Origin of the sequence: Saccharibacillus brassicae, assembly GCF_006542275.1 — a bacterium.
Lineage (GTDB): Bacteria > Bacillota > Bacilli > Paenibacillales > Paenibacillaceae > Saccharibacillus > Saccharibacillus brassicae.
On sequence record NZ_CP041217.1, the window covers coordinates 3,015,224 to 3,026,782 of the forward strand.

Sequence of the window (11,559 nt, forward strand, 5' to 3'; positions counted from 1 at the left end):
AGCTTTTTTCGGCAAATGAGAGCGAAATAGCTGGATTCTCGCAATTATTCGCGCTTGTGAGACGTAGAGGAAGTGAATAGCTGGATTTGAGCAGTTATTTCCCACCTGACCGAATGCAAGACGCCGTTTCACGGCGCTGCAAGGGGCAAAGAGTAGAGAGTAGAGAGTAGAGAGAAAGAGAAAAAGCGCAAACGGCGAGGCCTATGTGGCTGCGCCACCCGGAACTTATCCATTTGCCCGAACGGGTATTGGATAAAGTTGCGGCATATTGGATGAAGTTGCGGGAGAGTTTGCGGCATAAGAAGGGAGTGGGAAAGATGCAGCGAAAAATCAATTGGCTTCTGCTGCTGTTGGCACTGGTCGGCGGGGGAGTCGGCTTCGCGATCGGGGAATGGCTGCTGAGCCGGTACGAAGGAGAAATGTCCAGCATTTTGCTGGTCGGCATTTATTTTGCGATCCTTGCTTTTTGCATAGGGCTTGGCTGTCTGGTCGCGGAGATGATCTCGCCGAAGCTGAACGGACGTTCGTGGAGGGAGCGCTACGCGGGCTTGTCGTGGAAAATGCTCGTTCCGGTGACGCTGGCGGCTTTTCTGGCACTGGGTTCGCTGTTCGAGTTCGTGTACGAACTGGATCTGGGCGGAGCGAAGCGTATCAACGATATCGTGCTGGTGATCGACAATTCGGAGAGCATGCTGACGACCGATCCGGGTAACCAGCGGTTTGCGGCTTCCAAAGATCTGATCGAGCGCATGGATGCCGAGAAGCGAGTGGCGGTCATTACTTTTGACAATGTACCGCAGCTGATCCAGCCGTTTACTTCGGTCGCTACCGCAGCGGAGAAACAGCAGGTCTACGCCAAAATCGACGGAATCGAAGACGCGATTTACGGAACGAACATTGCGGAAGCTTTGACGGAAACCATGAAGCAGATCCGTGAGCAGGGAGACTCGGGCAGCGGCTCGATGGTCATTCTGCTCTCGGACGGCGTTACCGAAACCGAAGTGGACGCCGTGTTGAACGATTATCGCAGCGAGCGGGTACCGGTCAATACGCTTGGGCTCGGTACGGAAGAAAAAGCCGACTTTGCCCTGCTGCGCGATGTTGCGGACAGCACCGGCGGCACCTACACCGACGTCGCCAACGCCAACCAGATCTCGCTGGCGTTCCAGGACATTTACCGCAATCTCGACGACCATACGCTGCTGACCGAACGCACGGGGGCTCCGGCGGGCAGCACGTATTTGCAGGTGCTGCATATCGCGCTGATCCTGCTGATCGGGGCGGCGCTGGGGCTTGCGCTCGGCATTCTGTTCGACAACCGTTTTCTGGCCAAAAGCTTCGGGATCGGCGGCGCCGTGGCGGGTCTGGTCGCAGGCTTGATTCTGGAGTTCGGCCTGCAGGGCGATACGCTCGGCCATTCATCCGTGCGGCTGCTGGCGGTGCTGGCTTTGGCGACGATCATCGCGCTGTTCACGCTGGTCGTGCCGGTCAGCGAACCGCAGCGCCGCGAACGCGGCCGCAAAGGTCTGGGCACGACGAATCCTTCCGCGGGCCTGGGCAAACGTCCGGGCGATCGCAGCAGCGGTTTTTAAAAAAAGAAAGCCGGCAGAGGGACGAACACACTTAGGCGCGAACGCCCGGCGGTTGACGGTAGGGTTGGACGGGTAAATATATTTCGAGTGATTCAATAGTATACGACCGAAATCATATACCCCAACCGGAGAGGAAGTAAAAATCATGACTCAATCCCCGACCCAATCGTTCGACATTTTGTTTATCGGCAGCGGCCAGGCGGCCTGGAACGCGGCGCTGCCGCTTGCCGCGATGGGACGCAAAATCGCCGTGGTCGAGCGCCACAAAATCGCGGGCGTCTGCACGAGCTACGGCTGCAACCCGAAGATCATTCTGGACAGCCCGATCAAAGTGATGGAAGATGCGCAGCTGTACGGCGGGAACGGTCTGGAAAGTTCGTTTACCCTCGACTGGTCCAAGCTGATGGCGCACAAAAATTCGATTCTCGATCCGCTGCCGGACAAGGTGGAAGAGATGCTGACGGGTGCGGGCGTGACGATCTTGCACGGCGAAGCGAAGTTTGCCGATTCGCGTACGGTCGAAGTCGACGGCGTGCCTTACTCGGCGGAGACGATCGTCATCGCGGCCGGCCAGCGTCCCGCGGCGCTGGACATTCCGGGCAGCGAACTGCTGAAGACGAGCGACGATTTCCTGTATCTGCCGGAGCTGCCCAAGCGCATCGTGCTGATCGGGGCGGGCTACGTGGCGATGGAGCTGGCGTCGATCGCGTCCAAAGCGGGCGCACACGTCGAAGTCGTGCAGACGTCGAACCGCGCGCTTGACGGATTCCATCAGCCGTATGCAAGCCGCCTGATCGAGAAAATGCAGGGCGACGGCGTCGTGTTCCATTTCGAAGACCGGGCGTCGGGCCTTGCGCGTCAGGGCGAAGAGTACGTGCTCACCACGGAAAAAGGACTTGCGCTGCCTGCCGATCTCGTCATTAACGCGACAGGCCGCATTCCGAACACGGATCTGTTGGGACTGGAAGCGGCAGGCGTCAATTATACGCAAAAAGGCATCGTCGTCGACCGCTACCTGCGCACGTCGCAGCCGAACATTTACGCAAGCGGCGACGTGCTCGACAAAAAGCAGCCGCGCCTGACGCCGACTTCCGTATTCGAAGCGAAGTATCTGGGCGCTCTGCTGTCGGGCACGATCGACGCGCCGATCGAGTATCCGCCGATCGCCACGATCGCTTTTACGCTGCCGAGAATTTCGCAGATCGGCGTCTCGCCGGAAGAAGCGGAGCAGTCCGGGCAGTACACCGTGAAGCCGGTCGAACTCGGCAAGCAGTGGGACTTCCAGGGACGCGGCGATACCGACGCGCATCTGACGCTGGTGTTCGACCGGGACGGCAAGCTTGCCGGAGCGGCCGCTTACAGCCGCGAAGCGCTGGACATCGTCAATGCGCTGACCCCGATCATCGCGCTGAAGCTGTCCGCCGAGCAGGCCGATCAGTTGGTCTACGCGTTCCCTTCGTTCGAATCGACGATTCCGGGACTGCTGCGTCAGGGACAGGCGAAGTAACGGACGAAGATTCAAGGAAGATTCAAGCAAGGTCCAAGCAAGGTCCAAGCAGAAAAGAATTCAAGACAGACAGTATTTCAGAGTCATCAAGCAGGCGGCCGAGTCATCCGAAAGGGGTGCGGGCCGCCTGTTTGCTTCGATCGCGTCGCCGGATGACGCGTATTCCCCGGCTGTGGACGGGGGCCGCGGGCAGGCGGCTGTGTTATACTGGGAGAAGCTGTGAAGAATGAGAAAAAAGTCGGGACGGCGCCGGGATTTCGGTCGCCTCAAACGGCTTATTCGGTCAAGAAAGGGGGAATCCGGGATGCGCTTTATCGAAGCGGGTCCGGACTCGCCGGTCATCCGCGAATTGACGCGCCGCGTCAGCGGCGACGTCTGCACACTGCAATGGCAGTGGCCGTCCGGTACGGATTCGGTCTATATCGGACGCCGGGCGCTCGATGCGGAACAGGCGGGCGGCGGCTCGCCGGCGGACTTCGGGCCCGGCGGAGGCTTCGACGCGTCGGGACTGAAGCTGTACACGCGCGAGGAATACAAAGCCGCGGCCGGGTACCGGGATCGTCTGGACGGCATCGGGCGTTTTGTGTACATGGTGTATGCCGCGCTTCCGGGCTCCGGCGAGCCGGTGCTGGTCCGTCAACCGGACGGCTCGAACCTCGTCGAGACGCCGGCCGGGCGCGCGAAGATCCGCTACTCCGTCCGGGAGAGAAAGGCGCTGTTCCGCGCTTACAAAACGGTCCGGATCGAGATCTCCTGCGAAGTGCCGCTGGATGAGAACGTGCTCTGCTACGTCAAGAAAAGCGGCGGCTATCCGGTCGGTCCGCAGGACGGCACGGTCTATCCGTTCAGCGCGCCGTTTCCGGCCGGGCGCACCGGCCTGCCGGAGATCGAAGTGGGCAAAAACGATTTTGTCCGCGTTTTTTTTACCGATGGAAAAAGGTACGGCCAGCTGTACGAGTTGGTGCCGGAGTAAGTGGGCTGCGCCAGCCGGAAATTGGACATTCATTTCATAAGCAAAGGGGAAACGGGATGAGCTTTTTTAGCCGATTCAAAAGAAAGCCGCAGGAGCAGCCGAGACCGCTCTTTTACGACATCGTCTGTCCGTACTGCTTCAGCAAATTTTCGCCGGAGGAAGTCGTCTTCCGCGCTTCGCACCATCGCGAAGACGACGAAGATTTCGCGCTGCGCGAAGACGCGCCGCTGAACCGGTACCGGGAGCGCTTCGGCCTCGATACGGTGTACGATATGGAAGCGATCCTGAATCCGCAAGATATTTTGCCGGAACATCGCACCTACACGGACAACGTCCTCACTTCGCTGACGGACCGCTACGGCGAGACGACGCGCAGACGGCTCTGTCCGCACTGCCACAACGAACTGCCGGTAACGGCGGGCAAAGTGCCGAGCAACATCATCTCGATCGTCGGCGCGTCGCAGGTCGGCAAATCCGTCTATATGACGTCGCTGATCCATACGCTCCAGCAGACGACGGCCGACCGGTTCGACGCCGCCTGCATGCCGCTGAACGCGGAGATCAGCCGCAAGTTCCGCATGAACTACGAAGAACCGCTGTTCGAACGCGGCGACCTGCTCGCGTCCACGCAAAAAGAGCGGATGCAGGAACCGTTCATTTTCCAATTCGTGTTCAAGGACGAGAAAAAACCTCCGCTGACGCTCGTCTTTTTCGACGTGGCGGGCGAAGGTATGGTGGACGAAGAATACATGAACCTGCACGGTCGGCATATTCGCAACTCCGCCGGCATCCTGTTCATGGTCGATCCGCTGCAGATCCGTTCGATCCGCGAGCGGATCCGGATCATGCTGGGCGACAAGCCGGGCGAGTGGACGAACCGCTACGACGAGCCGCGCGACGTGGTCTTGACGATGTTCAGCGACTTCATCTCGCATCAGGAAAAAGGCAAAACGGACATTCCGACAGCGGTCGTGCTCACCAAAAGCGATATGCTGCGCGCGCTGGCGGACGAAGACGGCGACTACATACGTCCCAACAGCAATGTGTTTAACAACATGGAGCACCATGACTATTTCGATCTGACCGAATTTGGCAATATCGACGGCGAAGTGCGGCGCTTTATCGAAAAAGTGGACCGTCCGTTCAAAGGCACGATGGACGTCTACTTCAACGAGACCGGGTATTTCGCGGTGTCGGCGCTCGGCAGCAACCCGGTGGACCAGAAGATTCAGGGCGTCGTCAGCCCGATCCGGGTCGACGAACCGTTTATCTGGCTGCTGCACAAGCTGAATTATATCGAGGGGAGAGAATAAACGTTGAGCCCATTCTCCTCCAAAAAAATCGGCCAGCAGCTCTATACGCGCGCGCGGAGCGGCATTTTCCGGGATACGGAAGGCTACGACACGATCGCGCGGACGGAAGGCCTGGATGATTCGTTCGTCAAAAAAACGCTGCACCCGCTCTGCGCCTACGACGCGCCGGCCGAACTGAACGCTTCCGGCGTCAAGGAAGAGTCCGCCTACCCGGATTCGGTGCATCTGGTGCAGCTTGAGAACGGCGATGTCGTGCTGGGACGCAGCCTGTACAAATCCGCGGATTTTACAGGACTGCGCAGCACTTTTTTCACCCATAACTATGTCATTCCGTCGGAACGGGCGGACGCGCTGGCGTCGGACTACATGAATTTTCTGTACGCCGATTACGTGTCCGCCGCCGAAGAACCGGCCGAAGAAGGACAGCGCGGCGCGGAGCTGCCGGAACTTGACGCCCTGCCGATGCGGGCCGACCGGCCGCAGCCGAAGACCGGACCGGACAAGCTGGACGAGATCGGCCTCGATCCGTCGTCGTTCAAGCGCCTGCTGCTCGCCGTGATGGAATCGGTCGGCGGACGGCGCAAAACGTACGTGACGCTGAACGCGCCGGTCTCGGAACTGAGCGCCCGCGCGCTGCGGCTGCTTGAAGTGCTGTACGCCGCGCTGCCGCCGGAATTCCGCCGGGCGCTCGGCTTCGTGACGTATTCGCGCGAGCCGCACAGCCGCAAAGGCGTCCATCTGACGTTCGTGGAACAAGGCTCGATGCGTCCGGGCGACCGGAATATCGAGAAAGACTTCCTGTTCGACTTTTCGCGCGGGCGTATCGTCAACGCGGCCGAAGGCGGAAGCTTGCAGGAACTGGCGGAATTTCTGCATGACGGCCTGCGCGATCCGCAGCGGCTGGAGAGGTTCTACTCGTTCGCGGACGAAGCGCTCGGCAGCACGCCGGATGCGCTGAATCCCGAACGGTATCTGGAATTGTCCCGGCTGTTCCGGATCGAGGAAGGCGATGAGACGCCGTACGAGCAGGATAGGCGGGGCATTCTGAACCTGCTGCTCGGCTGGGTTCGCCGCCCCGGCGAATCGCGCCTGCACGCGCGGATGTTCGACCTGCTGGGCAGCCGGCTCGACCGCGAGCTGGAAGACCTGATGGCCGGGCGCATCCCCGAACCGGAACTGGTGCGCGATATCGTGGCGTATTTCCGGGTCGGCGGCAAAGGCGCGGGCGCGCTCGTGCTGCGGTATCTGCTGACGCTGATGCCGATGGTGACGCGCCAGAAGCGCAAAGACGGCGGCATGGCGTATTACGGCGTGATCGAGAGCGATCCGGAACTTGCGGACACGTTTTTCTCGACGCTGATCGGCAACCGCCAGCTGGCGGCGATGCTGTTCGAGCCGTATCTGGACCGCAAGCTGGAAGCGGCGGCCGATGCGGCGATGGTCGTGCGAATCGTGCAGAAATGGTCCGACGACCATCCGGGCCTGCTGAACAACGAGCATTTCTGCGATTCGTCGCTGCGGGTGCTCGGCAGCAAGCTGCGGCGCTCGGGCGAGCCGGTCTCCGCCGTCGGCGGCGTGATCGAGACGCTGCGCGGCGACGGCAATCCGACCGCCAACCTGATGGACGGCACGGGCGAAGAGCTGATGAAGCATCCGCTCTGTATCGCGCTGGCCGAAGAAGCGATCCAACATCTGCTCGACGAATGGGAATGGGAAAAAGTCACGCTGCAGCAGGTGACCGGACTCGGCTTCCTGTTCGAAGGGGAAAGCGAAGAAGAACGCACCCGGAAAGTGCGCGGTCCGCGCGGAACCGACCGGTATGCCGCGCTGCGCGCCGCTTACCTGTGGTTCACGCTGGAGCGCCCGGATGCCGGCCTGCTGGACGGGCTCAGCATGCGGGAGACCGACGAAGTGCAGAAGCTCGGCCGGCGCCTGCTGCCCGCCGAGATCGCGGCCGGCCGCTACGGCCGCCTCATGCCGGCGTTCTCGCGCAGCCTGAGCGGAGGCGGGGAAGACGTCGATTACCGCCGCCTGGTCGACGCGGTGCGGATCAATTCGTCCGCGTCCGGCGGCCGCGAAGCGGTGTACCGCTTCTTCAAGTGGTCGGCTTCGCAGGAGCCGTACGCCGAAGGGCGCAAGCTGAATCCGGCGTATGAAGCCGCGATCGTGCATTATTTTACCGCGCATGACCGCGAAGCGTTCAAGGACAAGAACAACCGGCGCGATTATTTTGACAATGCGCCGACGCCGCTCGCGGCCGTCTACCGCAAAATCCAGGCACAGCAGGCTTCGCCGCTCGTGCGCTGGATGCGCAAAAACCGCGGCCTCGCGCTCATGCTCATGGGCGTGCTCGCCCTGCTGATCGTCGGCGGCGGAACCGTCGGCGTGCTGTACGCGACCGGCGTATTGGGCGGATCGGAACAAGCCGCCCAGACGCCGGAACAAACGGCGGCGGTGCCGCCGGTCGAGACCGGCACGGACACGCCGGACGCGGGCGATAACGGCGGACCGGCGATGCTGGTGTTTGCGCCGTCCGACGGGCAGTCGGTCGAATTCCGCTTCCGGACGGCGGAGGAGCGGGATGCTTTTGCGGCGGCTCCGCCCGGATTTACGCTGAAACTGCGGAACAACGAGAGCGTTCCGGTCGCGGCTCCCAAGCTGGAGCAGGGTGCCGATCCCGATCCGATCGAAGGAGCGACCGGGACGGAAGACCCAGCCGCGGGTGAACCGGCAGACGGTACGGATGGGGCGGCCGGTGCAGACGGCACGGACGGTGCGGCCGGTACGGATGGTGCAGCCGGTGCAGACGGCGCGGCCGGTGTAGACGGCACGGACGGTGCGGCCGGCACAGACGGCGCCGATGGGGCTGCCGCCGGGACAAGCGGCGGCAGCGGCGACGAGAGCGCCGGGACCGCCGGTGATGCGGCCGGCGGTGCAAACGCCGGAAGTTCCGGCACGGCCGGAGACGCCGGTACGACGGCGGGCACGGACGAAGCGGCGGGTACAGCCGGCACCGAAGGAGGGGCCGGCGCCGCCGGTGAGGGCGCCGACGATACGACCGGCGCTGACCCGGCCGCCGCATCGGCGGCCGGCGAAGGTTCCGGTACGGAGTCCGGAACCGATTCTGCCGGAGACCCGGACTCCGGCGCCGAACCGGGAACCGGCGCGGATGCCGCCGGTTCGGGCACGGACGCTTCGGCCGGCGAAGAGGCCGAAGCGGGAAGCGGGTCCGCCTACGAAGCGGCGGACCCGGCGGACTATCCGTACACGGCCGTGTACCGGATCGCGAGTCCGCTCGGTTCTCCGGTCGACGGAGTGACCGTCGACGGACAAAGCTACGATATCCGCATGGATGCCGCGGCGCAATAATACCGATCAAGCCCTCTACGTCAGCAGCGTTTCGCTGCTTGCGTAGAGGGCTTTTTTGCATGAAAATCCGATGCGTTCCCTTGCCTAAGAAGTCGGAATTCGGAAAAAATCGGCACGCAAACTTCGCCGTTTCGCCCGTGCCTTCCCGAACAGCTGCGTAACGACCTTCTTTTCCCCATAGTTATCCGCCTTAGACGAAATAACTGCGTGACGACCGTTATTTCCCTATATTCGCCCGTCTAATACGCAATAACTGCGAGAGAGCAGTTATTTTCCCATACCTTCACCAAAACCCGCTGTTCTCCGCAAAATAACTGCATCTGCGCAGCTATTTGCGATCCTGTCCCTTTTTTAGCCGAAATAAGTGTACTCACGCCGTTAATCTCCAATTTTCCATTTCCAATCTCTGATTTCTAACCTCCAACCTCTGATTTTAACCTCCAATCCTTGATTCCAATTTTTCGTCGTCCATTTCCGATCTCTGATCCAAATTTCTCATCCTCTATTCCCGACTCGCCCTCGGCCTCGTCCTCCATCCTCCCGTACGAATACCGAGCCAGCCCTATGCCTCCACAAACCGAGTCCGCTGCGCAAACCGTAAAATCCCACGCACTTCCTACTCTTTTTCCACTGTAAAAATTTGGCGTAATCTTTTGCAAAAATTATGCTAACTCGGTCTTTTACGTTCAATAATATCGGGACTTTTGGTCACTCCCTTACCAAAATGAAATGGAAATAATAAGTTTTATATAAAAATAAAAGGATATTATTCTGTTTAGTCCTGTAACAAATTATTTATTTATCTCTTGCTTGGCACAATAAACAGTTTAAAGCCGGGTCTTTAGTTTCAAATTTGAAGTAGTTTAGTCTTGGGTCACTAGTCGTAAAGGTCAGTACGTCGCTCGGGTATCCCGGGCAATCAACCGTTTATCGGAATTGGAGGAACATCGCACATGCGCGCAAAACAAAAATGGCTTCTGTCCACCCTGCTCGTCTCCTCGCTTGGAGCGCAGGTCGTGCCTCATTCCGCTCTGGCCGATCCCGAACCGGCCAAGGCGCCGGACGAGACGCAGATCAAGAACGACAAAGCGGCAGCCGCTTTTATCGAAACGCCGGCCGAAGTGGTCAGCGAAGAAACGGCCGACCGCACGCTGTACAGCAAAGAGTACCTCATGAGCGACAACAGCCGGGAGACGGTATTGTCTGCCGCTCCGCTGCATTACCGGGACGACAACGGCGATTATCAGGACATCCGCCTGTCGCTGACGTTGGAAGAGGTTTTGCCGGAAAAAGAAAGCGCGCCGACCGCCGACGTTCCGGCCGACGCCGACTCGCAGCCGGCCGAATCGACGGAAAGCGAATCGACGCCGACCGAATCAACGCCGACCGCCGACAGCCCAGCCGCAGCGCCTGAAGCTGCATCTGATGCAGCCAAGCCGGAAGCGTCTGCACTCCGCTCGCTGTCTTCCGCTTCGCTCGCGGAACCGGCTGCCGAAGCACCGTCCGCCGAGCCGGCGAAGGAAACGCCTGCGCAGCCCGCGCCGTCCGCTGACGAACCGGCCGCCGAGACGCCAGCCGCTCCGCAGCCTGCCGAAGACAAGCCGGCTCCCGCCGCCGAAGAACCGCAGGCTCCGGCCGCCGAACCGTCGTCCGCTCCCGCCGCTCCGTCTGCCGAAGCCGGTTACACCTCGGCGACCGTGCCTTACACGCCGAGCCTACATAACGCTTACGCACAAGGCTTTTCGCTCGGCGCAAACGGCAGCACCGTCGGCCTTGTTCCGGTCGGCGCGCAGGATGCGCAGGCAGACGTGTCCCAATCCGCTTCCGGCCAACTGAGCTACGCCAACGTCTGGAACTCTACCGACGCGAATCTGGCGCTTGCCGCTTCAGGCGTTGAACAGACGCTGAACCTAGCTTCCGCCGACGCGCCTGCGACGTTCCGTTTCGAAGTGCAGGGCCCGCTCGGCGCCGATCTGACGAGCGGCAGCCTGGCCGTATCGCCGGCCTGGTTGACCGACGCGAACGGACAGCGCCGCGAAGCGCGGCAGACGCTGCGCGAAGAAAGCGGAGTCCGCTATCTCGACGTGGAGGCGGATCACCGCGATCTCGCGTACCCGGTAGAACTGCATACCGGCATCATGCTGCAGACGACCGCGCAGACGGCGACCGTCACGGCCGAACCGTCGGAATCTGCCGAAGCTTCCGCCGGGATGAGAACGTTCGCCCGCTCCGCGCCTAAGCCGTTGGATCGCCGCACGTATCTCCAGTTCGATCTGTCCGGCCTGCCGGAAGACGCGGCCATTCGCGAAGCATATCTGACGAGCGCCACAGGCGGCGAAGCCGGCAATCCCGACACGCTGCGCGTGCTGCGCGCCGTGGAACCGTGGAACGAAGCGACGCTGACTTCCGACGAGCAGCCGAGAACGGCGCTGCGCGCCGACGGAGCCAGCTACGGCAAGCTTCGCACCGACGAATCCGGGCAGCCGCGGATCGACCTCGATCCCGACCTGATTACGCGCTGGTTGACCGACGAGCAGCCGAACTACGGCGTGCAGATCGACAGCGCCGGCGAGCCGACATCGTTTGCGGAAGCGCCGCAGCTGCATATCCGCCACGGAGGCGACGCGGTCAGCACGCTCAGCGCGGCCGGCACGCCGATGCAGTTCCAGTATTTCTACGACGACCAGAGCCGACTCCAATACATCCTGTTCTCGTCCGGCGAACGGATCAACTTCACGTACGACACCAACGGCAACCTGATCAAAAGAGAATACGTTCAGGGCTTCTGAGTACACCAAAATAGAG

6 protein-coding genes are annotated in these 11,559 nt (G+C 61.1%); all 6 read left to right on the forward strand.

The genetic code is table 11. From position 1 onward, the window contains the following. Nucleotides 1–317: 317 nt before the first annotated feature. The 6 genes from FFV09_RS12540 to FFV09_RS12565 all read left to right on the forward strand — a co-directional run bounded on the left by FFV09_RS12540 (nt 318) and on the right by FFV09_RS12565 (nt 11,543). Nucleotides 318–1,592: a vWA domain-containing protein gene (locus FFV09_RS12540; RefSeq protein ID WP_141448142.1), complete on the forward strand. Its 1,275-nt coding sequence runs from the start codon at nt 318–320 to the stop codon at nt 1,590–1,592. Between the two features lie 145 nt (nt 1,593–1,737). Beyond that, a complete protein-coding gene (locus tag FFV09_RS12545) occupies nt 1,738–3,099 on the forward strand; it encodes a dihydrolipoyl dehydrogenase family protein (protein ID WP_141448143.1) in 1,362 nt (453 codons plus the stop codon). Nucleotides 3,100–3,403: 304 nt separating this feature from the next. Further along, on the forward strand, nt 3,404–4,072 hold the full coding sequence (locus FFV09_RS12550) for a beta-mannanase (protein ID WP_141448144.1): 669 nt from the start codon (nt 3,404–3,406) through the stop codon (nt 4,070–4,072). Between the two features lie 56 nt (nt 4,073–4,128). Next, a complete protein-coding gene (locus tag FFV09_RS12555; RefSeq protein ID WP_141448145.1) occupies nt 4,129–5,385 on the forward strand; it encodes a TRAFAC clade GTPase domain-containing protein in 1,257 nt (418 codons plus the stop codon). A gap of 3 nt (nt 5,386–5,388) precedes the next feature. Then, nucleotides 5,389–8,754 carry a GAP1-N2 domain-containing protein gene (locus FFV09_RS12560; protein WP_141448146.1) on the forward strand — a complete coding sequence of 1,122 codons (3,366 nt, stop codon included), beginning with the start codon at nt 5,389–5,391 and terminating at the stop codon, nt 8,752–8,754. Between the two features lie 953 nt (nt 8,755–9,707). After that, the gene (locus tag FFV09_RS12565) at nt 9,708–11,543 is read left to right on the forward strand and encodes a DNRLRE domain-containing protein (protein ID WP_141448147.1); all 1,836 of its coding nucleotides are present in this window, start codon (nt 9,708–9,710) and stop codon (nt 11,541–11,543) included. Nucleotides 11,544–11,559: the final 16 nt, after the last annotated feature.

Excerpts from the sequence above, each read along its gene's own strand:
- FFV09_RS12545 (WP_141448143.1), top strand. The coding sequence starts at position 1,738 with ATGACTCAATCCCCGACCCAATCGTTCGACATTTTGTTTATCGGCAGC.
- FFV09_RS12540 (WP_141448142.1), top strand. The coding sequence starts at position 318 with ATGCAGCGAAAAATCAATTGGCTTCTGCTGCTGTTGGCACTGGTCGGC.
- FFV09_RS12555 (WP_141448145.1), top strand. The coding sequence starts at position 4,129 with ATGAGCTTTTTTAGCCGATTCAAAAGAAAGCCGCAGGAGCAGCCGAGA.
- FFV09_RS12565 (WP_141448147.1), top strand. The coding sequence starts at position 9,708 with ATGCGCGCAAAACAAAAATGGCTTCTGTCCACCCTGCTCGTCTCCTCG.
- FFV09_RS12550 (WP_141448144.1), top strand. The coding sequence starts at position 3,404 with ATGCGCTTTATCGAAGCGGGTCCGGACTCGCCGGTCATCCGCGAATTG.